18 protein-coding genes are annotated in these 22,736 nt (G+C 61.4%); 10 read left to right on the forward strand and 8 right to left on the reverse strand.

Annotated features, from left to right (window positions below; all coding sequences use genetic code 11):
• Positions 1-211 precede the first annotated feature (211 nt).
• From ACIK7D_RS14200 to ligD, 6 genes are all read left to right on the forward strand, one after another.
• Positions 212-1,315, forward strand: coding sequence for a hypothetical protein (locus ACIK7D_RS14200; RefSeq protein WP_400156684.1), 1,104 nt, complete (start codon positions 212-214; stop codon positions 1,313-1,315).
• Positions 1,316-1,506: 191 nt separating this feature from the next.
• On the forward strand, positions 1,507-3,846 hold the full coding sequence (locus ACIK7D_RS14205; RefSeq protein ID WP_400156595.1) for an EAL domain-containing protein: 2,340 nt from the start codon (positions 1,507-1,509) through the stop codon (positions 3,844-3,846).
• 203 nt (positions 3,847-4,049) lie between these two features.
• Entirely contained in the window at positions 4,050-4,943 is an 894-nt protein-coding gene (locus tag ACIK7D_RS14210; protein WP_127757167.1) for an SDR family oxidoreductase, read from the forward strand.
• A 43-nt stretch (positions 4,944-4,986) separates the two neighbouring features.
• On the forward strand, positions 4,987-5,274 hold the full coding sequence (locus ACIK7D_RS14215) for a hypothetical protein (RefSeq protein WP_400156596.1): 288 nt from the start codon (positions 4,987-4,989) through the stop codon (positions 5,272-5,274).
• Positions 5,271-6,104 (forward strand): Ku protein, encoded by an 834-nt coding sequence (locus tag ACIK7D_RS14220; RefSeq protein ID WP_104679976.1) that lies wholly within the window; start codon positions 5,271-5,273, stop codon positions 6,102-6,104. The genes ACIK7D_RS14215 and ACIK7D_RS14220 overlap by 4 nt, the downstream gene beginning before the upstream one ends.
• 3 nt (positions 6,105-6,107) lie before the next feature.
• A complete protein-coding gene (gene ligD, locus ACIK7D_RS14225; protein WP_400156597.1) occupies positions 6,108-8,600 on the forward strand; it encodes a DNA ligase D in 2,493 nt (830 codons plus the stop codon).
• 12 nt (positions 8,601-8,612) lie between these two features.
• On the opposite strand, the gene ACIK7D_RS14230 is transcribed toward ligD, so the two are convergent.
• The 3 genes from ACIK7D_RS14230 to ACIK7D_RS14240 form a co-directional block, all read right to left on the reverse strand.
• Positions 8,613-9,404 (reverse strand): Ku protein, encoded by a 792-nt coding sequence (locus ACIK7D_RS14230; protein ID WP_400156598.1) that lies wholly within the window; start codon positions 9,402-9,404, stop codon positions 8,613-8,615.
• A 91-nt stretch (positions 9,405-9,495) separates the two neighbouring features.
• Positions 9,496-10,500 carry an inorganic phosphate transporter gene (locus ACIK7D_RS14235; protein WP_003521775.1) on the reverse strand — a complete coding sequence of 335 codons (1,005 nt, stop codon included), beginning with the start codon at positions 10,498-10,500 and terminating at the stop codon, positions 9,496-9,498.
• Positions 10,500-11,144 carry a DUF47 domain-containing protein gene (locus tag ACIK7D_RS14240; protein WP_003521774.1) on the reverse strand — a complete coding sequence of 215 codons (645 nt, stop codon included), beginning with the start codon at positions 11,142-11,144 and terminating at the stop codon, positions 10,500-10,502. Before ACIK7D_RS14240 ends, ACIK7D_RS14235 begins: the two co-directional genes overlap by 1 nt.
• A gap of 113 nt (positions 11,145-11,257) precedes the next feature.
• On the opposite strand from ACIK7D_RS14240, the gene ACIK7D_RS14245 reads away from it, so the two are divergent.
• On the forward strand, positions 11,258-11,800 hold the full coding sequence (locus ACIK7D_RS14245) for an NUDIX hydrolase (RefSeq protein WP_003521773.1): 543 nt from the start codon (positions 11,258-11,260) through the stop codon (positions 11,798-11,800).
• A gap of 238 nt (positions 11,801-12,038) precedes the next feature.
• On the opposite strand, the gene ACIK7D_RS14250 is transcribed toward ACIK7D_RS14245, so the two are convergent.
• Both ACIK7D_RS14250 and ACIK7D_RS14255 read right to left on the reverse strand, forming a co-directional pair.
• Positions 12,039-15,191 (reverse strand): efflux RND transporter permease subunit, encoded by a 3,153-nt coding sequence (locus ACIK7D_RS14250; RefSeq protein WP_400156599.1) that lies wholly within the window; start codon positions 15,189-15,191, stop codon positions 12,039-12,041.
• 1 nt (position 15,192) lies between these two features.
• On the reverse strand, positions 15,193-16,353 hold the full coding sequence (locus ACIK7D_RS14255; RefSeq protein ID WP_400156600.1) for an efflux RND transporter periplasmic adaptor subunit: 1,161 nt from the start codon (positions 16,351-16,353) through the stop codon (positions 15,193-15,195).
• A 276-nt stretch (positions 16,354-16,629) separates the two neighbouring features.
• On the opposite strand from ACIK7D_RS14255, the gene ACIK7D_RS14260 reads away from it, so the two are divergent.
• The 3 genes from ACIK7D_RS14260 to ACIK7D_RS14270 all read left to right on the forward strand — a co-directional run bounded on the left by ACIK7D_RS14260 (position 16,630) and on the right by ACIK7D_RS14270 (position 19,621).
• Complete coding sequence (locus tag ACIK7D_RS14260) at positions 16,630-17,304, forward strand: response regulator transcription factor (protein WP_400156601.1); 675 nt, start codon at positions 16,630-16,632, stop codon at positions 17,302-17,304.
• Positions 17,301-18,635 carry a sensor histidine kinase gene (locus ACIK7D_RS14265; protein ID WP_400156602.1) on the forward strand — a complete coding sequence of 445 codons (1,335 nt, stop codon included), beginning with the start codon at positions 17,301-17,303 and terminating at the stop codon, positions 18,633-18,635. Before ACIK7D_RS14260 ends, ACIK7D_RS14265 begins: the two co-directional genes overlap by 4 nt.
• 107 nt (positions 18,636-18,742) lie before the next feature.
• Complete coding sequence (locus tag ACIK7D_RS14270; RefSeq protein WP_400156603.1) at positions 18,743-19,621, forward strand: DUF3313 domain-containing protein; 879 nt, start codon at positions 18,743-18,745, stop codon at positions 19,619-19,621.
• A 2-nt stretch (positions 19,622-19,623) separates the two neighbouring features.
• On the opposite strand, the gene ACIK7D_RS14275 is transcribed toward ACIK7D_RS14270, so the two are convergent.
• From ACIK7D_RS14275 to ACIK7D_RS14285, 3 genes are read right to left on the reverse strand one after another with little or no spacing between them, the layout of a single operon-like run.
• Complete coding sequence (locus ACIK7D_RS14275) at positions 19,624-20,496, reverse strand: sugar phosphate isomerase/epimerase family protein (RefSeq protein ID WP_400156604.1); 873 nt, start codon at positions 20,494-20,496, stop codon at positions 19,624-19,626.
• Complete coding sequence (locus ACIK7D_RS14280; protein ID WP_400156605.1) at positions 20,496-21,701, reverse strand: NAD(P)/FAD-dependent oxidoreductase; 1,206 nt, start codon at positions 21,699-21,701, stop codon at positions 20,496-20,498. The genes ACIK7D_RS14275 and ACIK7D_RS14280 overlap by 1 nt, the downstream gene beginning before the upstream one ends.
• 57 nt (positions 21,702-21,758) lie before the next feature.
• Complete coding sequence (locus ACIK7D_RS14285; RefSeq protein WP_400156606.1) at positions 21,759-22,703, reverse strand: substrate-binding domain-containing protein; 945 nt, start codon at positions 22,701-22,703, stop codon at positions 21,759-21,761.
• Positions 22,704-22,736: the final 33 nt, after the last annotated feature.

Here is a 22,736-nt window from a genome sequence, read left to right on the forward strand (position 1 = left end):
TCCGTGCCCCTGAAAGCGTCCTCCATGACGCTCCTCCGGCTCTTCGCGGAAACGAAACTAGTCGCAGCAGGTGGTTGTCGCACGCCATCCAGCAATTTCAGGGGGTTTTCTCAAGGACTTCATCGGGTTAGATCGTCCGATGACTATTCCTTCCATCGGGCGAGAGTCGTGAACTCCGCTCACCCACCTCCCGAAGAATGCGTTGATGACCATGAACCTTGCACAGATAGAACTTCCGTCTCGGCCGCTGAGCCTCAAACGTGGCGTCATTTCAGTGCCGGCAGCCTATTATTTTTCCATTCCGGTGCTTCTGGTCATCACGGCCGTCATGCTTGTCGCCGAAGGCCCAGGCATATTGCGCGACTATCAGATCAGCAAAGATCCGCTGGAGATTGAAAGCGGCGATATCAGCGGCAGCTGCAAGACGCGCAAGGCAATCTTCACGACCTGTGAGGCGGACCTTTCCTATGACCATGCGGGGGTGAGCTACAAGAAGGATGTCGAGGTCATGTTCGTCGATTTCCATTCCGGCGATTATGAAACCGGGCTGGTCATCTCCGCGAAGAACCCGGAACTCGCAACGATTTCGCTGGGCCTCGACATGCTCTGGAACCGCATCATCACGCTCGGCGTGTTCGTCGCCCTGCTCGGTTTCGGCAGTTTGGCGATGCTGTTCACGCTTATCCGGGTCCTGCGGGTTTGCCTGCAGCTGCGCAAACCCGCACCGTTGACCGTCATTCCGGTGGCGCTGACGGCGGTTGCCGAAAAACGCAGCCGTCTCTTCGTCACCTATGCCGATACGGTCAGAGAAGACAAGACCAAGCGGCAGTCCTTCACCCATCTGGAGAGGGGGCGAATCCCGGTCGTCGTTGGTCATAACGGAAAACACGATGTTGCGCTGGCGGTCTGGCACGGCAAGACCGCGCTGCCGGTTCTGCTCGACGACCGGCTGGAGCGGATCGAGCTATCGGAGCAGGAAAGGGCGGAGGCCCTCGCATCGCTTGCCCCGATGCTCGCGAACCAGACGCCGGAGGGCGCCTCGGCTCCGGGCGCGACGATTGGCAAAGGGCCGGGCCTCCTGCGCAGACTGGGGACTTTCGTTGCCATTGTGACCGTCATCGTCGTCGCGGTTATCGGTTATTGGCTGTGGTACGTTACCAGCGCCCCGTCGCAGTTCAACTCGCCCGGCATGGACCTCAACAACATGATGCCCGCAGCAATTAACGAGTGGGGATGCGCCCGTCTGCAGGAGCGTTTCTCCGATGGCCCTGCGCCTTTCGGATGTACCGCAGCCGATTATCGAAGCTGGAAATAAACGGCCTTTCCTATAGTCCGGGTCGAGCCGCGCGCGAAAAAAAGCTTACGGGCTGCCGCGTGCGGCCCGTTCCTTTCTGTACGTTGCAGAACAGATCGTTACATTTATCATTAGTTGCATTAGAGATTTATAAATAAACCACTCCCATAGTGCCACCGTGAGCGGTTCTTCAGAGGCTGGGAGAGTGCGTCATGTTCACGGTTCTGGAATGCGTTGTCGTACAACACGACCGGGCGGTCGTGCTTCTTGCGGCTGTTATCTGCCTGCTTGGCATGTTTGCTTTTTTTCATCTTTTATTGCGTGCGGAGGAAAGTCCGGCTGGCCGCAAGCCCTATTGGGTGCTGGTTGCCGCCTTTGCCGGAGGGCTCAGCGTCTGGGCCACGCATTTCGTCGCCATGCTCGCCTATAAGGGCGCGGTCCCGATCGGTTATGATTTCGCCTTCACGGCTCTTTCGGCGGTTCTTCCGGTTTTCGGTTTCTGGCTGGCGCTCACCAGCCGCTCGCAGGCCGCTTACAGCCCGGCGATCGTCGGCACGCTGGTCACGCTGTCGGTTGCCGTCATGCATTTCGTCGGCATGGCGGGAATGGATGTCGCCGCCACGATCAGCTATCGGTGGGGGCCGGTGCTGGGTGGTTTTGCGGTTGCCTGGGCGTCTTTTCTCCTCGCCTTTTTCCTTTTTCGTCGCCTCGGCTCCTGGCAGCGCATCGCCGCGCCGGCCGGATCGGCGATCTTCGCGATCTGCGCGCTGCATTTCACGACCATGTCGGCCACGGTGCTTTCGCCGGATCCGTCCGTATCGGGGCCTGATCCCGACAATGTCGCCCGGCTGATCATGATCTGCGCCATTTCCGGCGTCACGTTCCTGATCCTGTCCACCACTGCCGCCGCCGCTCTTGTGGATCGTTACCTTGTCGATCTCAAGGGTCTTGTGGATGCGACGCTCGATGGTCTCGCCGTTGTCCGCGATGGGCGGATCGTGGAGCTTAACACACGCTTTGCCGGCCTTCTGGGCCGGGAGGAAGCGTCGCTGGTCGGACAAAACCCTGACGATCTCTTCAAGGCCATCGACGGGCAGCCCGCTTATATGCCGCGCCATGCACCGGTGGAGGCGGTTCGCGAGCGCGCCGGGCAGGCGCAGATATTCGAGCTCGGCGTACGCACGATCGAATATCGCGGCCGCCCCTGCGAGGTGATGGCTATCCGTGACCTGACGGAAAAGCGCGAAGCGCAGCGGGAAATCGAATATCTCGCCCGCCACGACGTCCTGACGGGCCTTTCCAACCGCACCATGTTCCAGACCCGTCTTCACCAACAGATCGAGCATTGCGACGAGGAGGACGAATTCGCGCTGCTGGCGCTCGACCTCGACCGGTTCAAGGCGGTCAACGACATATTCGGCCACGCCGAGGGGGATCGCGTCCTGAAAAAGGTCGCCGCCATTCTCGATGAATGCGCAAGGGCAGGGGATGTGGTTGCCCGTCTCGGCGGCGATGAATTCGTCATCCTGACTGCCCGGCACACCAGGGCGGAAGAGGCGCGCCTGCTGGCCGAGACGATCCTTGGCATGTTCGCGCTGAAGATGAATGTTGCCAACGATCCGACCTCCGTTGGCGTCAGCATCGGCATCGCCGTCTTCCCGCGGGACGGGAAGGACCATGAAAGCATCATGCACGCCGCCGATCTGGCGCTCTACCGCGCCAAGATGGGCGGGCGCGGCATATTGGCCTTCTACGATCCGGTGATGGATCAGGAGGCGCGCGAACGCCGCCAGCTCGAGACGGATCTGCGGCTTGCCATCAATCGCAACGAGTTGCTGTTGAATTATCAGCCGGTGCTGTCAGTCGAATGCGGCCAGGTCGTGGGTTACGAGGCGCTGGTGCGCTGGCAGCACCCGACACGGGGCGTGGTGCCGCCGGATGTCTTCATTCCGATTGCCGAAGAGAGCGGCATCATCATCTCGCTCGGCGAATGGGTGCTGCGCGAGGCCTGCCGTCAGGCGGCCGGCTGGGCACCGCACCTGAAGATCGCGGTGAACGTTTCGCCATTGCAGTTTTCGCTGGCCAATCTCGGCCATGTCGTCTGCACCGTGCTGATGCAGACCGGACTTTCGCCCAACCGGCTGGAACTGGAAATCACCGAAGCCGCGCTTCTGAAGGACCGTAAGGCGACGTTGATCATCCTCAACCAGTTGAAGGCGCTCGGCGTCGCCATCGTCATGGACGATTTCGGGACCGGTTATTCCTCGCTCAGCAACCTGCAGAGCTTCCCCTTCGACAAGATCAAGATCGACCGCAGCTTCATCGCCGCCATGAGCGACGATGACAATGCCCGCGCCATCGTGCGCGCGGTGATCGGCCTCGGCCGCAGCCTCGATCTGCCGGTGACGGCGGAGGGAATTGAAACGGATGCGCAATATCGCATGGTGGTCGACGAGGGCTGCGCGCAGGCGCAGGGTTATCTCTTCGGCAAACCGGATGTCGCGCCTGCTCAGGTCGTCAGCGCCACCACACGGAAGAAACATTCCGTTTGATAAAAAGAGGCGACGGCGCAGACGCCGTCGCCCTGCCTTTCCCACATCCCATGGAACGAGAGCGACGGCAGATCGTTAGGCTTGCGTATGGCGCGTCCATGCCGCGGTTGCCCCGGCGACACCGGCGATCAGCATGACGGGATAGTTCGATTGCCTGTCCTGAACGCGCCTCGGATGCACCTCTATCGATGGGAGAGACCGCGATGACAGACCGCCTCGAGCCTCAGGATCCACGCAGCCAATATCCGCGCCCGCCCTTTTCGACACCGACCCAGGAGATGCCGGGTCTGGTGACGAATATGACGCCTTTCCCAGATCATGGCGAAAAAAGCTATAAGGGCACCGGCAAGCTTGCCGGTCGCAAGGCGCTGATTACCGGCGGCGATTCCGGTATCGGCCGCGCGGTTGCCATCGCCTTCGCGCGGGAAGGCGCGGATGTGGCGATCTCCTATCTTCCGGAAGAAGAATCCGACGCCGAGGAGGTCGTGGCGCTCATCGAGGCTGAGGGCCGCGTGGCGGTCGCGCTGCCCGGCGATATTACCAACGAGGCCTGGTGCCGCGAACTGGTCGAGAAAGCGGCCGGCGATCTCAACGGGCTGGACATTCTGGTCGTCAACGCGGCAAGGCAGCAATATCGAGAAAGCGTCGACGAGTTATCGACAGTCGATTTCGATCTTACCATGAAGACCAATCTCTACGCACTGCACTGGATAGCGCAGGCGGCGGTTCCCCATCTCAAGCCGGGCTCGTCGGTAATCACCACAGCGTCGATACAGGCTTATGAGCCCTCCGCCATCCTGCTGGACTACGCCACCACGAAAGCCGGCATCGTCGCTTATACGAAAGCGCTTGCAAAGCAGCTTATCGAAAAGGGCGTGCGCGCCAATTCCGTCGCCCCCGGCCCGTTCTGGACGGTTCTTCAGCCAAGCGGCGGCCAGCCGGACGAGAAGGTGAGGAATTTCGGCAAGGACAGCGATTTCGGCCGCCCGGGACAGCCGGTGGAACTGGCGCCCGTTTACGTGCTGCTGGCGTCGCAGGATGCGAGCTTCATCAATGGCGAGGTTTATGGTGTGACCGGCGGCAGGGGCATTGCCTGAGGCGATGCCCGCTAATGCCGGATAGGCCTTCGAGGATTTCGAAATGAAACGGCAGTCAGAACGTTCAGACAGAAGTTTGAAGAGCTTCGATGTTCGCGACCGGCTGATACTGGCGCTTTATGCGCAGTTGAAGGCGGAGCGGCAGACCCGCGAGGCCATGGAATGGGTTATACGCAATGGCGGGCTGTCGACGGAGGTGCTGGAAGCCATGGCGTCCGATCCGGTGCCGGTTCTGGCGGAGGCGGACGTGCCCGCCATCGAGCGTATTCTGGCCAAGGGCCGACGCGGAGACATGTCTTCCCGCAGCGATGACGAGGGACGACGGACATGAACCGGAGAGCGAGCTGGAGAGGCCATCTGGCCTTTGCCGATTTCAACTGCGAAGTCGGCCTTTATTCCGCGCTGACCTCGGCGGAGAAAATCTCTTTCAATATCGTCAACCGCAAGACCGGCCACCGCGTCGAGCGGCAATATGTAGACAGCGATACCGGCGACGCGGTTCTCCGCGAGGATCAGGTCAAGGGATACGAGCTGGACAATGGCGACCACATCGTCATCGAGGGAGACGAGATTGCGAAGCTGATGCCGGAAAGCGACAAGGTCATCAGCGTCAGGCATTTCCTGCCGTGTGACGAGATCGACAAGCTTTATTTTGACAAGTCCTATTATCTCGCGCCGAGCGGGGAGGGCGGCGAAGAGGCGCTTACGCTTCTTGCCAGGGCAATGGACGACGAGAATGTCGCAGCTCTCGGCGAAGCGGTGCTTTTCCGCCGCAACCGTGTCCTGCTGATCCGTCCGAGCGGTAAGGCTCTCGTCGCTACGACGCTGAACTTCAGCTACGAGGTCCGTTCGCAGACATCCGTCTTCAAGTCGATCCCCGATATCGAGTTCGATGAGGAAATGCTGGAGCTGGCCGGACACATCATCGAAAAGCGTGCGGGCACATTTGACCCGGCAGACTACAGCGATCGGTATAATGATGCACTCGCAGAACTCGTGAAAGCCAAGATCGAAGGCCGGGAAATCGCCAGGCCGCCGCCGCGCAAGGAAGACAATATCATTGATCTCAAGGAGGCCCTGCGTCGCAGCGCGGGGGCCGAAGCGGGCAGCAGGAAAAGGGCGACGGCAGCGGGCCGCAAGGCCCCGCGGAAAGCGAGCTGATCCATGGGATTGCAGACCTATAACGCCAAGCGCAGTTTCGACAAGACGCCGGAGCCCAAAGGGACGACGGCCGAACAGCAGGGCTCGAGCTTCGTGATACAGAAACACGATGCCCGCCGCCTGCATTATGATTTTCGGCTGGAAATGGACGGGGTGCTGAAAAGCTGGGCGGTGACGCGCGGCCCGAGCCTCGATCCCGAGGACAAGCGCCTTGCCGTGCATGTCGAGGACCATCCGCTCAGCTATGGCGATTTCGAGGGCGTCATCCCGAAAGGACAATATGGCGGCGGCACCGTGATCGTCTGGGATCGCGGCACCTGGCAACCGATCGGTGACGCCCGGAAAGGTTATCGCAAAGGCCATCTGGAATTCGAACTGGACGGCGAAAAGCTCAAAGGCCGATGGCATTTGGTGCGCATGCATGGAAAGCCCGGAGAAAGCCGGGAGAACTGGCTGCTGATCAAGGGCGATGACGAGGAGGCGAGGCATAAGGGCGGCGCTGATATTCTCGAAGAACGGCCGGAATCCGTAAAGACCGGGCGCAGCGTCGAGGAAGTTGCGGCCAAACCGAAGGATACCTGGAACTCCAAAACGGTATCGAAAAAGACCGTGGCTTCCGCCTCCGGCAGGAAACAGGCGCATGCGCTGCCCAAAGGCGCACGCAAACTGGCCATGCCATCCTTCGTGCCGCCGGCGCTCGCCACGCTCAAGCCGAAACCGCCTAACGGAGATCGCTGGCTGCATGAAATCAAATTTGACGGCTATCGTCTGCAGGCGCGGGTCGATCAGGGCAAGCTTCAACTGCTGACCCGCAGCGGGCTGGACTGGACGGAGAAATTCGGCCGGGCCGTGACAGGAGCTCTCACGGCGCTGCCGGTGGAAACGGTTTTGATCGACGGCGAAATCGTCGTTGAACGCGACAGCGGGGCCTCCGATTTCTCCGCCTTGCAGCAGGATCTGAGCGAAGGGCGCAGCGACCGCTTCGTATTTTACGCCTTCGACCTTCTCTATCTCGATGGCAGCGATCTGCGCGGTGGGGCATTGAGCGAGCGAAAGGCGCTGCTCGAAAAGCTGTTGCCGGCGGGTGACCCTCATCTCCGTTACAGCCAGCATTTCGAGGAAAGCGGCGCGCTCGTCCTCGACCATGCCTGTCGGCTCAGCCTCGAGGGCGTCATTTCCAAGGTCAAGAACAGCAAATATGTTTCGGGCCGCAAGGGCGAATGGGTAAAATCCAAATGCTCGATGCGACAGGAATTCGTCATCGGCGGTTATACCGTCTCCTCGACATCGGACCACGCCATCGGATCGCTGGCGCTCGGCGTTTATGAAAATGGCAAGCTGCGCCATGTCGGCCGTGTCGGGACAGGTTATACGGGCGAAGTGGCGGAGATGCTGCTTGGCCGGCTGAAGCCGCTGGAGCGCAAGGAAAGCCCGTTCGGTGAGAAACTCACCGCGCTTGCCCGCCGCGATCTTCATTTCGTCAAGCCGGAACTGGTCGCTGAAGTGGAGTTTCGTGCGTGGTCTGGAGATGGCAATCTGCGTCACGCCTCCTTCCGGGGGCTGCGCGAAGACAAGCCCGCAGCAGAAATCGAACGCGAGGAGAAGGCCGTGTCCGATACCCAGGCGCCGCAATCGAAGATCAAGTTCACCCATCCGGACCGGCTTTATTGGCCGGAGGACGGTGTGACGAAGGAGGGGCTTGCCAATTATTATGCGCAGGTCTGGCGGCACATGGCGCCCTTTGTTGTCAACCGGCCGCTGGCATTGTTGCGCTGCCCGGAGGGCATAGAGGGGCAGCGATTTTTCCAGAAACATGCCTGGCGCGGCATCAACAAGGCCGTCGAGCAGATCCGGGATCCCAAGGACAAGGGCGGCGAACCGCTGATCCGCATCACCGATTTCGATGGCCTGATGGCGCTCGTGCAATCCGCCGCGCTCGAAATCCACCCGTGGGGTGCGACCACTGCCAATTGGGAAAAGCCGGACATGATTACCATGGATATCGACCCCGGCGAGGATGTGGCATGGGAAGAGGTGATCGAAGCGGCGCTTGAACTGAAGCGGCGTTTCGAAGAGGCCGGACTTGCCGCTTTCCTCAAGACGTCGGGAGGCAAGGGGTTGCATGTCGTCGCACCCTTGAAGCCGCAGGCGGGCTGGGCCCCGGTCAAGGCCTTCGCCAAGGCCATGGCGGCGGATATGTCGAAGGCCGAGCCGGAGAAATATCTCTCGGTCGCCACCAAGGCGAAACGGCAGGGCCGCATTTTCATCGACTATCTGCGCAATGGCAGGGGCAATACGGCGGTTGCGGCCTATTCGACCCGTGCGCGGCCGGGAGCCGCTATTTCAGCGCCGCTCGAATGGTCGGAACTCACCGCCGAGATCGGCCCGGCCCATTTCACCGTCAACAATATCGGCGCGCGTCTTTCCGCGCTGAAAAAAGACCCGTGGGACGGCTTTTTTGCTGCTGCCGAGCCGCTTCCGAAAAAGGCACGCTGAAGGCATCGAGCCTCAGCTTCTCTTTTCGGAAGCAAGGCTTTTCTTCAGCGCATCCATGATGTTGATGACATTGCCGCCGGTGCGGGCCTTCGTGCCGGTTTTCTTTTTCGAGGAGGAGACCTCGTCGCCCTTGGTCTTCAGCAGGGACTTGATCTTCTTCTGAATGGGGTCCTGCACCAAAGCCGGTTTCCAACCCGTCACCTGTTTGCCGATGCGTTTTTCCATGGCTTCCAGCAATGGCCGGTCGATTTTCATCTTCGGCTCCAGCGCGTCGATGCTTTCGCGTACCTCTTCGCCGTAATGCAGCGTCCACAGGATGATGCCTTTTCCCGACGGTTCGAGGAGCACAGCCCTTTCACGACGGTAGATCACCAGGCGCGCGATGCCGAAAACATCGTTCACCTTCATGGCTTCGCGAATGACGCTGAAGGCTTCGGTGCCGATCTTGTCTTCCGGGCGCAGAAAATGCGGACGGTCGTACCAGATCCAGTCGATCGATCCTTTCGGCACGAAGGTCTTGATATCGATGGTGCGGGTGCTTTCCAGCGCCACCGCATCGATCTCGTCATCTTCCAGCAGAACGTAATCGTCCTCGGCGCGGGGAAAACCTTTTACCTGGTTTTTGGCGGCGACCGGTCGGTGGGTGATGCTGTCGACATAACGGCTTTCGACGCGGTTGCCGGTTTTGCGATTGAGGATGTGGAAGGTGTATTTGTTGCCTTCCGTCGTCGCGGGCGTCAGCGAGACGGAGGCCGTCACCAGCGACAGTTTCAAATAACCCTTCCAGAAAACCTGTCGTGCCATGTCCGCGATCCGCATTGTTCCACCCGGAACAACAGCCACGGGGTGGCTTTTGTTCCGGGTGGAGCGGCAAATCGGGGCAGGGATGGAGCTGTCAGCCGAACAGCGACGTCAGCCCGTAAACCGCGGCGGATATCAGCGCAGCCGCCGGCATGGTCACGATCCAGGCGATGACGATATTGCCGGCAAGGCCCCAGCGCACCGCCGAGACGCGGCGGGCCGCGCCGACGCCGACGATGGCGCCGGTGATCGTGTGGGTGGTGGAGACCGGAATGCCGAGCCATGTCGCACCGAACAGCGTCAGCGCACCGCCGGTTTCGGCGCAGAAACCCTGCATCGGGTTCAGCCGGGTGATTTTCGATCCCATCGTGTGGACGATGCGCCAGCCGCCGAACAGCGTGCCGAGCGCCATGGCCGACTGGCAGGAAATCACCACCCAGAAGGGCACGTAGAAGCTCTCGCCGAGATGTCCCTGGCTGAAGAGCAGCACGGCAATGATGCCCATGGTCTTCTGCGCGTCGTTGCCGCCGTGTCCCAGCGAATAAAGCGAGGCGGAGATGAACTGCATGACGCGGAAGGTGCGGTCCACGGCAAACGGCGTCTGCCGCACGAACAGCCAGGAGACGGTGAGCACCAGAAGCAGGGCGAGGAAGAAGCCGATGGCCGGCGACATGAAGATGGCGCCCACGGTCTTCAGCAGACCCGACCAGACGATGGAATTGAAACCCACCTTCGCAAATCCCGCACCGACGAGCCCGCCGATCAGCGCATGCGACGAGCTGGAGGGAATGCCGAAAATCCAGGTGACGATGTTCCAGACGATGGCGCCGATCAGCGCCGCGAAGATCACCTGCGGCGACACGATGGCCGGATCGATGATGCCGGTGCCGAGCGTTTCGGCCACATGCAGGCCGAAGAACAGGAAGGCGATGAAGTTGAAGAAAGCCGCCCAGGCGACCGCATATTGCGGGCGCAGCACGCGGGTGGAGACGATGGTGGCGATGGAATTGGCGGCATCGTGCAGACCGTTCAGAAAATCGAAGAACAGCGCGATGGCGATAAGGCCGATTAGTAACGGCAGGGCAAGTGCGACATCCATCAGACGTTCTCGATAACGATGCCGCTGATCTCGTTGGCCACATCCTCGAAGCGGTCGACGACCTTTTCGAGTTCGCCGTAGATCTCGCTGCCGATCATATAGGCCATGGCATTGCCGCTTGCGCCGTGGCGGCGGAAGAGGTCCTTGAGACCCAGATCGTGAAGTTCGTCGGAGCGGCCTTCAACGCGGGTCACCTCTTCGGCGATGGATGACAGGCGATGCGCATTCGTACCGACCTTGTTGAGAAGCGGAATGGCTTCCGCGATGAGGCCGGCTGCGCGCACGATCTCATGACCCATTTCCTTCATCAGCGGATCGAATTCCGTTTGCTCGAAAAGGCGGATGGTCTTGACGGTCTTGTGCATCATGTCGATGGCGTCATCCATCGACTGGATGAGATCCTTGATGTCGCCGCGGTCGAAGGGGGTGATGAAGCTGCGCCTGACGGCGAGCAGCACCTCGCGGGTGATGTCGTCCGCCTGGTGTTCGAGGGCGACGATGAGGTCGCAGTTCTTCTCGACGTCGATGCCGCTCAAAAGTTGGTCAAGGGCCTCGGCCGCTTTGATGACGGTTTCGGAATGTTTGCTGAACATGTCGAAGAAACGGTCCTCGCGCGGCATCAGCTTGCGAAAAATACTCATCATGCGAATTGGCCCTCAATGGCGCTTTATTAGTTGTGGGGGGTGATTGTCATAAAACTGTCATAAATGCACGCGGGGCATTGATGCAACCCGGAAAATCAGCACTATCAACGGATATGAAACCCACCAAGAAAAGCCGGAAAACCCGCCCGGCTCGTGCACTGACATTGCTCCAGCAACTTGCTGCGGTTCCGGAAAAGCTCTTCACCGGCGCTTTCCGGCAGCAATATGCCGCGCTCTGCTTCCGTTATGCCGGCAATGGCGAGGATGTCGAAATCCTCCTTGTCACGTCCCGTACCAGCGGACGCTGGATCATTCCGCGCGGCTGGCCGATGAAACGCAAGAAGCCGCACGAGGCGGCGGCAATCGAGGCGTGGGAGGAGGCGGGCGTGCGCGGCCGGGTGAAAAAGAATGCGGTTGGCCGCTATACCTATCTCAAGATGCTCGACAATGGCGATGTCGTTCCCTGCATGGTCGATGTGTTCCAGATAGAGGTGACGGAGGCGGAAACCAGTTTCAAGGAACGCGGTGAACGCCTGCTGGAATGGGTGCGCCCGGATGAGGCGGCAAGGCGCGTTCGCGATATCGAACTGAAGTCGCTTCTTGTCGATTTTCGTCCGAAGGGCAAAAAGAAGCGTCAGGGCAGCGAGAGATCGTAACCGCATGCGTCCGGCAGCCGCTCCTGTGCCCAGGACCGTAATGCCGCCGCAATCGGCCATCTCCAACCTTGCCTGATGTTTGTCGTCAGGTGCCGTTGCATAAAACCATGTCGTCCCGCTCTCCGCTTTTTATTGCGTTATCTCCATCCCATCATCGTCCTTGCCGTGCTTCTGGCGGGGCCAGCCGCTATTCTCCTGCTGAGGTGACGGCAGCCCCATAGATGCAAAACCGGCCTTTTCAGGCCGGCTGCTCTTGGGAAGGTTCCGCCTGATGGTTCGAATGCCCCGTTTCGTCCGGCGCTTTCGGCAACAGGCGGGTAAAACGCCTGACGATGCTGTCTATATAGGACAGGATGGTCGGCACCACGATCAGGGTCAGCAGCGTGGAACTGATGAGGCCCCCAACCACCGCATGGGCCATCGGCGCACGCTGCGCGCCGCCACCGCTGACGGCCAGACCGAGCGGGATCATGCCGAAGATCATCGCAAGCGTCGTCATGATGATCGGGCGGAAGCGGATGACGCCGGCGTTTTCCAGCGCCTCGTTCAGCGAAAGCCCACGCCGCCGCTCGCGATTGGCGAAATCGACCAGCAGGATGCCGTTCTTGGTCACGAGGCCCATCAGCATGATGAAGCCGATCAGCGAGAACATGTTGATCGTGCTGCCGGCCACCATCAGCCCGATGAGGACGCCGACAAGCGAAAGCGGCAGGGACGCCATGATGGCGAGCGGTTGCATGAAACTGCCGAATTGTGAGGCGAGCACGATGTAGATGAAGATAACGGCCATGGTAAGCGCCGTGACCATGTGGCCGATGGTCTCCTGCATGGTTTCGGCGTCACCGCCGAAGCGGATGCGACAGCCATTCGGCAGCTCAAGATCGGCGGTCAGGCCCTGCAACGTCTCCGTCACGTCGCCAAGCGTGCGGCCGGCGATATTGGCCGAAACCAGTATCTCGCGGCGATTGTCGATACGGCGGATTTCGGCGGGGGCCGGCATGATGCCGATATCGGCAACCTGATCGAGACGCACCATCAGCGGTGCGCCGTTCGCGGCCGTGCGGCCGGTTGCGATCATCAATTCACCGAGACCTGCCGCGTCGGACCGCCGCTCGACAGGCAGGCGGATGACGATATCGTAGCTGTTGCCGTCCGCATCCGTCCATTTCGACACATCCTCGCCGCCGATGAGGGGGGAAAGCGCTGCGGCAAGATCGGAGCGGGCAATGCCGAGATCGCTCGCCGCCGCAGGCTTCAGACGGACCGAAAGAATGGAGGTCACATCCCTGGCGCTGGAGGTCACATCCACTAGGCCGGGGATTTTTTTCATGTCTTCGACCAGACTGGTGGCGATTTTTTCGAGGACCGCCCGGTCGTCGCCGAGGATGCTGAGCTGCACCGGGCTTTCGCCGCCGCCAAGGCCATTCTGCAGGATCGTGACCTCTATGCCGGGTATGGCTGACAGGCGTTTGCGAACCGGTTCGGCAAGGGAGAGCGGGGTTCGGCTCCGCATATCGAGCGGCACCAGCCCCACCAATATGGCGGCGCGATGCTTGCCGGCGGCGCCGCCGGTATTGACGGTGGAATAAAGCGTCTCGACTTCCGGAAATTCCTTCAGCGCCTTTTCGACCTGCCGCACCTTCGTTGTCGTATAATCCAGCGAGGAGCCGACCGGCGCGGTAATATTGACCTGAAAGCGGCCCTCATCGGCATTCGGAACGAACTCCGTGCCGACCAGCGGCACCATGAACAGGCTGCCGATAAAGATGCCCGACGTGACAAGCAGGGTGACGAGCCGGTGCCGCAGGGTCCAGCCGATGGCCCGGCGATATTGCCCGGCCATCCATTCGAAGCCGCGGTCGAAACGGGCGATCAGGTGGCCTACCGGCCCGCGCTTCGCATCGGGCTGGGCGTCCGGATCGTACCAGACACTGGACAGCATCGGGTCGAGCGTGAAGGCGACGAAGAGCGAGATCAGGACGGCGGCGGAGACGGTGACGCCGAATTCATAGAAAAACCGGCCGACAATGCCGTCCATGAAGGCGACCGGCAGGAAGACTGCCACGATTGTCGCCGTTGTCGCGATTACCGCAAGCCCGATTTCATTGGTGCCGTCGAGTGCTGCGCGCAGGTGGGATTTACCCATGTGAAGATGGCGGGTGATGTTTTCGCGCACCACGATGGCGTCATCCACCAGAATGCCGATGGAAAGCGTCAGCGCCAGCAGGCTGAGCGTATTGAGCGTGAAGCCGAGGAGATGGATCACCGCGAGCGTGCCGATGATTGCTATCGGCAATGTCAGCCCTGTAATCACCGTGCTGCGCCAGGAATTGAGGAACAGGAAGACGATGGCGACGGCGAGCGCCGCACCTTCGATCAGCGTTGTCTGTACCTGACTGACGGATTCGCGGATCGGTATCGACGCATCCGTGACGATGCGCAATTGCACGTTCTGCGGGGCAAGCTCGGCATTGAGCGCATCGAGGCGCTTCCTCACATCTGTTGCGACCTGAACCGTATTGGCGTCCTGAACCTTGACGATGTCGATCGCCAGCGCCGTCTGACCATTATAGAGGGCGCGGTTTTCGGCATCGGCTGCCCCTTCGGAAAGCGTTGCGACATCGCGAAGCGCAATGGCCGCGCCGCCACGCCTTGCCACGACCATATCCAGCAGCGCCTGCGGCTCCTCGATACGCCCCTGCACCTGAATCGTGCGTTCGGAGACGGGATCGACAACGCTTCCGGCCGGGCTGTTGCTGTTGCCGGTGCGCAGCGCGTTCACCACCTCGTTGATGCCGATCCCGAGGGCGCGCATGCGCGTCTCGTCGATTGTCACATCGATCTGCCGTTTGCGCGCGCCGACCAGCGTTGCCTGGCCGACGCCGGCAACGGTCGTCAACTGCCGCACCACCTTCTGGTCGGCAAGGCTGGTGAGAGCGGGCACATCGAGCGATGTCGAACTGATCGCCACCGACAGGATCGGCTCGGCGGCGGGGTCGAACCTCGATATGACCGGTTTTTTGGCATCTTCGGGAAAATTCGCCTCGATAGCGGCGATCTTGTCGCGCACCTCCTGCGCGGCGGCCGAACTGCGCACCTCGAGCTTGAATTTCGCGACGACGACGGAGCGCCCCTCATAGGAGGTGGAGGTGACCTCATCGAGACCGCCAATGGCGTTCAGCGCATCCTCGACCGGGCGTGTCACCTCGGTTTCCACCGTCTCCGGCGTCGCACCCGGATAAGAGGTGATGACCACCACCACGGGAACGTCGACATTGGGATATTGGTCCAGCCCGAGCCGTTGCAGGGAGAAGGCGCCCATGACCAGAAGCGCAACCATCATCATGGTGGCGAAAACGGGATGGGTAACGGATATGCGGGTCAAGAACATTTCAGCCTGCCTTGTCGACGGTGACGGCCATATCGGGCCGCAATTGCGGAAGCGGCGCGGTCAGGATGGTCTCTCCATCCTTCAACCCGGCGGCAATCTCGATCAGGTTGCCGCCGTTCCAGCGCGCTCCCACCGTGACCATCTGGCGGCGAAGATGGCCGTCCTGCACCTTGAGCACATGGTAACCGGTCTCATCCTTGCGCAGCGCGATGGCGGGAACGACGAGCGCATCATTTTTCTCGCGCAGCAGGATCGATCCGCTGGCGAACATTCCGCCCCACAGCTGGCCGTCACGATTGGCCAACCGCAGATAGACGGCGACGAAGCGGGTGCCGTCTTCGGCAACCGGGCTGATGCGGTCGACCGTGCCTTTGACGATCCGGCCGCCAAGGCCGTCAATCTCCAGTTCCGCCGTCTGGCCGAGGGTGACGCGCGGAACATCGCGCGTCGCGACAAGAACCTTCGCCTCCAGCACGCTGGTATCGACCAGCGTGAGAAGCTCGCCATCCGCGCCGACACGCGATCCCGCCTCGGCCAGCCGCCGGGTGACGGTGCCGCCGAAGGGTGCGCGGATTTCGGCATTGCGAAGGGCGAGGCGGGCAATATCCGCCTGCGCCGAAAGGCTCTGGAGCCTTGCCGTCTTCACCGCGACATCGCTTTTCGCCTTGTCGAACTGTTCCGCCGAAGCGATGTTTTTCAGGGCAAGCTGTTCGGTTCTCGTCAGGGCCTGCATTGCCAGCATCAGCTCGGCCTCGGCCGCGTCCCGGTCGCTCTGCCGCAGCAAAAGCGTCGATTGCAGCTCATCGGTTTCGAAACGCACGAGCAGCTTGCCCGCCTGCACCGTGTCTCCGTCGCGGACATTCATCTCGACGATCTTGCCGGCTTCACGGGCGCGGATCACCACGCGGGTGATCGGCTGAAGCTCGCCGCTGATGCCAAGCCGCTCCACCATCGGGCGCGTGCCGATCTTTGCCGTTTCGGTGGCCGTCAGTTCGAACGGAGTGCCTGCCGGGCTCATCGCAGCGGTTTCGACGAGCCCGCTCACGATGCCTTTGACACGCTCATTCGCATCGACGCTGCCGCGCGCCGGATCGAGAGCGGTGACAACGAGAACGCAACCTGCAAGCGCGATCCCCGCCTTGATGGTTCTCTTCACCCACATGCTGAAATCCTTTCCATAGCGGGACCGCCGCTCAGGCGGTCGCATTGCCTCTCTTGAGGCGTATGGCATCTGGATAGGCGCCCATAATTGCAGCAGCATTACCCTTGCGAACGCAGCTGCTTAAACAGCAGGGGCTTATGTTCCGGCGCCCTGATTTCATGCCTTTTTGGAGGGGAAACCGCCATGCACCGGGTTGGAAATGCTCTGGCGGCTGCTTTGCCGCAATACTGCCGCAACCTTTCTGGCAGACAAGGGAATGCGAAGGGACGGTGACGCATGAGACTTCTGTTGATCGAAGACGAAAAGGCAATGGCGGATGCGCTGACGGCGACGCTCGGCAGGCAGGGCATCGTCATCGACCATACGATGTGGCTCGGCGATGCGATGGAGTTGACGCGCCAGCACGTCTATGACGCCATCCTGCTTGATCGCCGCCTGCCGGACGGGGAGGGACTTGCCTTCATTCCGCAGCTGCGCCACGCCGGCATCGACACGCCGATCATTCTGTTGACGGCATTGAACGAACCGGAAGACCGCATCGCCGGGTTGGATGGCGGCGCCGACGACTATCTCGGCAAGCCGTTTCTCGTCGGTGAGCTGCTGGCGCGGGTGCGTGCGGTTCTGAGAAGGCCGGCAAACCTTGCGCCGGCCGAAATCACCGCCGGCCGCATCGTTATCGATCCGCTCCATCTCAGCGTCACGATCAATTCCGTTCCCTTCGATCTGCCAAGGCGCGAGCTTGCGGTTCTCATTGCGCTGGCAAAGCGCAAGGGCAAATCCGTGCTGCGTTCCACGCTTGAGGCGGCCGTCTACAATTACGAGGAGGAGATCCAGTCCAATGCGCTCGACGCGCATATATCGCGGCTGCGAAAACGCCTGCTCGATGCCTCCGCAGGCGTTGGCGTCCACAATATTCGCGGCATCGGTTATCTGTTGAAGGAAGAGGCATGAAAGCGCAGGGCACCTCCAACTCGTCCTTGTGGTGGAAACTGAGCTGGCAGCTCAGCGTCGTCGTCTCCGCCATGATTGCCGTGGTCATCATCGGCCTCTGCTTTTACGGCATGACGATGCTTTCGCCCAATATTGCGCTCTGGGACGATCTGTCGGCAACACTTGATGAGTCGCTTTCGCTCGATCCGCAAAAAGGATTGGTCGTTACCGATGGCCCGGCATTGCAGGCCCTGAAGGCGGAGAACTCAACGCTCTGGTTCGTGGCTTCCACGCTGGACGGGCGGGTGGCGAGCTATGGCGCCGTGCCCGCCGTTTATGAGGAATTGTCGTCGTATCTGCATTTGCTGACGGATGCCGATATTCGCGGAGGAAAGGGCATCTCCGAGGTCGCCCTGGTTGAAAGCATGGAGACGAAGTGGGGTTCCGTAAGGGTCATGTTCGGCGGAACCACGCATATGAGGGGGCAGTTTTTGACGCTCCTTGCCGGAACCTACAAGATTTACGTTCCCCTCCTGGCTGTCATCTTGCCCGCCGTGTTCTTCTCGGTTCCCCGCATCGTGCGCGAGGCGCTTGCCGGCCTCAGTTCCGTCGTCAAAAAGGCTCCCGAGATCGACCCGCGCCGGCCGGGCTCGAAGCTTCCGGTCGAGGATGTGCCGCGGGAGGTGGTGCCCCTGATCCTTGCCTTCAACGGCATCCTCGAACGGCTCGAAGAGCAGTTTCGGGCGAGGCAGCGTTTTCTCATCGATGCGGCGCATGAGCTGAGAACGCCGATTGCGATCATGCAGACCCGGATAGAGGGCTTGCCGGGGCCGGAGCAGCAACGCCTGATGGAGGATGTCGCGCGGCTTGGGGAGACCACCGAACAGCTTCTCGCCTTCGAAAGAAACGATCAGGTGAACGACCGGCGCGAAACGCTGGACCTCGTCGAGACGGTACGCACCGTCGTTGCCGATCTCGCCCCGCTCGCGCTTTCGGCGGGCTACGATATCTCCTTCGAAACGCAGGTCGCGCGATATGAAATACTGGGCAACCCGTTCACCCTGCCGCGCGCCATCAGCAACATCGTGCGCAACGCCATCGACCATGGCGGGAACAGGGGGATGATCCACGTCTCGATTCTCGCCAGTGGCGAGATCGCGGTTTCCGATGAGGGACAGGGGATCGCCGAAGACCAGCGGGAGCGGATTTTCGAGCCTTTTTATCGCGTTACGCCGCGCAGCACCGGGGCGGGCCTTGGCCTCAGCCTCGTCAAGCAGATCGTCGCCAACCATAACGGGCGAATCTTTCTGGACAGCAGCGCCTTCGGAAGCACCTTCCGGTTACGTTTCTGATCCTGCGTTGCGCGCGATTTCAGGGGCGGCAATTGTAATGTTGCCGCAATTTTCGCTGTCGTACCGTGTGGGGCACAGGATCAACCATCCCAACTGGAGTACGTGCAGTGAAACAACAGTGCAGTCTGTTTGCCCGGGCTTCCGGCGACAGGGCCTCCCGCAGTCGCGGCGTCGCCTTCGCCACCTTGCCCTTTGCCATCATCATGTCCGGCTGCACGTCCGTGCCGCTCAAGGAAGGCGGTACGCTGACCTCTTATGCGCAACTCAGCCCGGTAAAGGGCAAGTTCACCAAATCGCGCACCTTCGTGGACGCTAACGGACTGGCCGGGGTCAAGACCGTCGCCATCGTGCCGACCACTTTCTCCTTCGCGGCCTCGTCGCGGGTCACATCCGAAAAGGACCGTGTCCTTGTTTCGAATGCGCTGGATCGCGCCATCTGCGTGGCGCTCAGCGATAAATACCGGATTGCCGCGCTGGGCCAGCCGGCGGACATGACGGTGCGCACGGTCATCACCGATCTGGTGCCGACCGACAAGACCATGGCCGGGGTATCGACGGCCGTGACGCTCGGCAGCGGCTTCGTCCTGCCGGTCAGCGTGCCGCGTCTTCCATTCGGGCTTGGCGGCCTCGCTGTCGAGGCGGAGGCGGTGGATAGCACCGGCGTCCAGCGCGCCGCAGCCGTCTGGTCCAAGGGCGCGAATTCCATCACGGGTAACGCCCGCGTCTCGGAAATCGGAGATGCCTACGAGCTTGCGGCCGATTTCTCCAACTACTTCTCGCGCATTCTGGTGACAGGCAAGGTCTCCGACGGGCTGAACCTCTCTATCCCCTCCGGCCATCGAATCCGGTCCGCTCTGGGTGGAAAACCGAAATATGTCGAATGCGATGCCTATGGCCGGTCGCGCGGCCTGCAGGGCATGGTGGCTGACAAGTTCGGTGCGCCACCCGAATGGACCGACAGACACGCAAAGGCCGCGGGGCGATAGCATCAGCGGTTGATATCGGAGACGGTCGCGATCCTGCTCGCAGAATGAGCGGTTTGCGCCCATAGCGTCTGCGCCATCGTCTTGAGTTGCAGCGATTCCATCCATCTGTCGGTGGAATCGCTGCCGTCCCGGCCGGTGATGGCATAGGGGCTGGGGCCGAGTTCACAGGTGAAGACCAGCTCACCATTATCTGGCGCAAGCGATCGCCAGTGGCGGAAGCCATAGTCCCACCAGTTCAGAAACAGATCGACCCATGGGCGGTGATGGGCGAAGGAAATCTCGATCTGGATTTGCTCGCAGGAGCCGACGCGTCCGTGAAAGGCCTGCGCATTGTGAAGGATGCGGCGGATCTGCCGCTGGCTTTCATTTTCGACTGGAAAGGCGAATTCGCGGGCAACGAGATAGTGGGACAGATCGGCCAGCAGCGGCAGTTCAGGCCGCCGTTCCAGAAGGTCGAGCGTGAACAGGAGATCGCTGGTGATCCGATTGCGATGGGTTTCGATGAAGACGGGAACGTCCGCCTCTTCGGCAAGCCGCATCCAGCCGTCAAGAAGCGGCAGGCAATCCTCCACCCGGCGCGGACGAATATCCGCCTGCAGATCGATATGGCTGACGGGAAATTCCTGCGCCAGCGCCAGCGTGTGGCGCAGATCCTCGATACTGCGTGGAAAGCAGACACCTTCGATCCGAAGGCCCGTGCCGCGTATCGCCCTGTTGAGACGCTGCACATCCGCACGGTCGGTATAATGCGCGCTGACGCCATCGAAACCCGCTGCGGCGATCCGGGCTATGTTTTCCTCAAGGCCGGGTTCATGGCTGTTGCCGGAGAGCCTTTCCATGGCCCACAGCGATTGAAAGACGAGCAATTTCTGCATCAGGCCGCCCGCGCGCTTTTCAGCAATGATTTGAGATTGACGCCGGGGTCGGCAAGGGCCGCCGGATCGGGATTGATGCCGGCGGCAATCAGCATCTCGGCCAGTTTTATGTCCCTGGCGACGCTGTTGCCGGTGCCCAGCCCGGCGGCGGCGACAAGGCGGCCGTCCTGAAGGTAGAATTCCAGTTCGCCATCGCCCAGCGGACGGGTGACGCTTTGATGCTCCGGCAGCGGCAGGCCCGCGACCTGAAGGCCGAGATCATATTGATCCGACCAGAACCAGGGCAGGGCGGCGAAGGCCTCGTTTGCGCCAAGAATGTTACGCGCTGCGACCTCCGCCTGGCTGCGGGCATTGCGCCAGCTTTCAAACCGGATATGTCCGCCGCCAGGCTGGAAAACGGCCGCGCAATCGCCCGCCGCGAAGATATGGGGATCGCTGGTGCGGAGAAACGCATCGGTCAGGATGCCATTGCCTGTCGCAAGCTCTGCCGTTTGTGCCAATGCGACATTGGGCAGGACACCGATAGCGGAGACGACGATATCGGCCGGCACGCGCCCGCCTTCGGTAAGCAAGACTGCTTCCGGCGTGATTTCCGAAACGCCCTGTCCCAGATGGAAATTCACGCCCTCTTCGAGATGGCGCGCATGTATCCGTTCCGCAAGATGTGGGGGAACCGCGCGGCCGAGCGGCCGTGTTGCGGCCTCGATGATGCTGACCGCAAGTCCCCTGCCACGCAGAACCGCTGCAAGTTCCATTCCGATCAGCCCGCCGCCGATGATCGCAATCCGCGCGCCATTGTCTGTGCGGGAGAAAATCGCCTGCGCATCGGCATGGGTGCGGAAATCCAGCGCCAGCCCCGCGCCGGGGCAGGTTAATTTTCGCGGCTGCGCCCCGGTTGCGAGCAGCAGCCTGTCATAGCCGAGCGTCTGCCCGTCATCGAGCGTCACAAGACGGTCTTTCACGTCGATCCGGGTCGCCGATACGCCCTGACGATAGGAGATACGGGCAGCCTCCAGCGCTCCGTCGGCACAGATGGGTTTCATCCGCACCGCACCTTCAAGCGGTTTGGAAAGCGGCGGCCGTTCATAGGGTGGGTGCGGCTCCATGCCGACCAGCGTGACGTTGCCTGCAAAGCCCGCTTCGCGTAGTGCAAAGGCGGCACGTGTGCCCGCCTCGCCGGCGCCGATGATGACGATTGCGCCCATGGTATCTCCGTGAGAAGGGGCCGGCGCACTTTTAAGGGCGCACCGGCTGGGGGAGGATCAGTTTCGGCTGGCGTAATCGGTCATGTTTTTCCGCGTCACCAGTTCGAAAGGCACCATGACCTGTTTGTCGACCGGCGTGCCGCGTATCAGGGCGACGGCGGCATCGAGCGCGCTTGTCGATTGCCCCCTGGCATTCTGGAACACCGTGGCGTCGAGATCGCCGGCGGCCATGGATGCGAGCCCGTCCGGCGTGGCGTCGATGCCGATGACGATCACATCATCCATCGAAACGCTGGCCGCCTTCAGCGCCTGAACCGCGCCGATCGCCATCTCGTCATTATTGGCGAAGACGACGTCGATGGGCCGGCCGGCGGTGATCCAGTTGGTCGTCATGTCCATGGCGGTTGTCCGTGTCCAGGCGGCCGATTGCTCATCGGCGATGGTGACGGCCTTGCAGTCGCCGGATGTGAGCGCCTGCTTGAAGGACGAGGTGCGGTCGCGTGAGGCCTGATGGGCAAGATCGCCCATCAATATATAGGCCTGCGCGTCGGCGGCCTTTCCCTTCTCATTGAGCAGCGAACAGGCCGCTTCGCCGGCCAGCCGCCCCGCATCGGTTTCCCGCGAGCCGACATAGGCCTGCTTTTCCGGCAGTTTGGCGACATTGTCCGGTTCGAGATTGAGGTAGACCAGCGGAATGCCCGCTTTGGCTGCGGCATCGCTGATGCCGGGTGCGGCCGAAGTATCCGCCAGCGTCACGATGATCGCATCGACGCCTGCGGCGATGAAATTATTCACCTGGTTGAGCTGCTTGGAAATATCGGCCTGCGCGTCCTCGACCTGGATCTTGACGCCGTCGACCTCCGACGCCCGGACGCCAAGCCCCTCACGCAGCAGGGTCTGGAAGTTATTGTCGAAGCTCTGCATTGAAACGCCGATGGTCTCGGCCGATGCCGTGCCCGCGAAAAGGACCGCCACAGCGGCCATGGTACAGATGGATTTCATGTCGTCCTCCCTTGGGGCGCCGGGCCGCCCGGG

Source organism: Agrobacterium sp. P15N1-A (genome assembly GCF_044626815.1).
In the GTDB taxonomy this organism is placed as follows: Bacteria; Pseudomonadota; Alphaproteobacteria; order Rhizobiales; family Rhizobiaceae; genus Agrobacterium; species Agrobacterium leguminum.